Source organism: Candidatus Symbiopectobacterium sp. NZEC135, assembly GCF_025962695.1.
Genome location: NZ_JAGFPF010000577.1, coordinates 1 through 1,179, shown reverse-complemented (window position 1 = coordinate 1,179; position 1,179 = coordinate 1). Strand labels below are relative to the sequence as shown.

At 58.4% G+C, this 1,179-nt stretch carries 2 protein-coding genes; both read left to right on the top strand.

What is annotated here, in order from left to right; translation table 11 throughout:
* The coding region (locus J5224_RS28915) for a type VI secretion system protein (RefSeq protein WP_264628530.1) at window positions 1–636 on the top strand (636 nt) is incomplete at its 5' end.
* A partial coding sequence (locus tag J5224_RS28910) for a type VI secretion protein IcmF/TssM N-terminal domain-containing protein (protein ID WP_319802504.1) occupies window positions 591–1,179 on the top strand: 589 nt, incomplete at its 3' end. The genes J5224_RS28915 and J5224_RS28910, both read left to right, overlap by 46 nt.

Here is a 1,179-nt window from a genome sequence, read left to right as displayed (position 1 = left end):
AGCAGCCTGGTGCACGGCGCCAACCCGGCCAATAAGCTCAATCCCAAGCTGGATGCGGAACTGCGGGATATCGCTTCCGGCCAGCAGGTCAGCTGTTGGGTTGGAGAGTCGGCGGTGATTTGGGACCCTAGCGGTCACTTGTTAGCTCAGCCAGCGCTGGATGGCGATATGGACGGGCAGCGCCATGCGCGCCTGTGGCAGCATTTACTGCAATGGCTGTGCGCAAACCGTCGACGTCAGCCACTCAACGGCTTGGTGTTCACGCTGGATATCGCCTGGCTGGCTCAGGCCAGCGTGGCGGAACGTAAAGCCTATGCGCAGGTGATGCGGGCGCGGTTACAGGATATCGCGGTTAACATCAATACCCGGTTGCCGGTCTACATCGCCTTGACCCGGCTGGATATGTTGAGCGGTTTTGACAAAGTGTATCGTCAACTTAACCGTGAGGCGCGTCAGGCGGTGCTCGGTGTGACGTTTACCCTCGAATCGAGTCAGGGCAACGCGTGGCTGGATGATTTGGCTGGCTTTTGGGATTCCTGGACGGAACACCTCAACAGTAACTTGCCGGATATGTTGCTTAAGATCGCGGCGTGCGCAATAACCTGTTTGCCTTTGTGCGTCAGTTGGCCGGCTTGAAAGCGTATGTGCTTGAGGTGCTGACGGAAACCCTGACGGCGGGCGATGAGCGCGCTTTCATGGTGCGTGGCCTGTATGCCTGCTCCGTGTACCAACAGGGCGTACCGTTTGATGCGTTTGCCCAGTCCGCTTCGCGACGCTATCAGTTACCGGAGCCGGTGAACAGCGCGATGCGCGGGGAGTCGACCACCTTTTTTGTACAGCGCCTTTTCCCTGAGGTGATCTTTTCTGAAGCGAGCCTGGCGGGGGAAAGTCGCCTGCATCATCTCTATCGCCGTCGCCGTTTGAGCATCGGCATCAGCGCTATGGTAGTGGCTGGCATTGCCTTGATGGGCGGCTGGCACCATTTTTATCGTGTCAACGAAGAAGCCGGGCGCAACGTGCTGACCAAAGCGCAAGCGTTTATCGGTACCAATGAACTGGAAGGCCAGCCGGGCTACGGTTTCCAGCAGCTACCGCGTCTTAATCTGATCCGCGACGCCACCTTGTCGTTCGGTAATTACCATGAGCGCACGCCGATGCTGGCGGATCTCGGCCTGTATC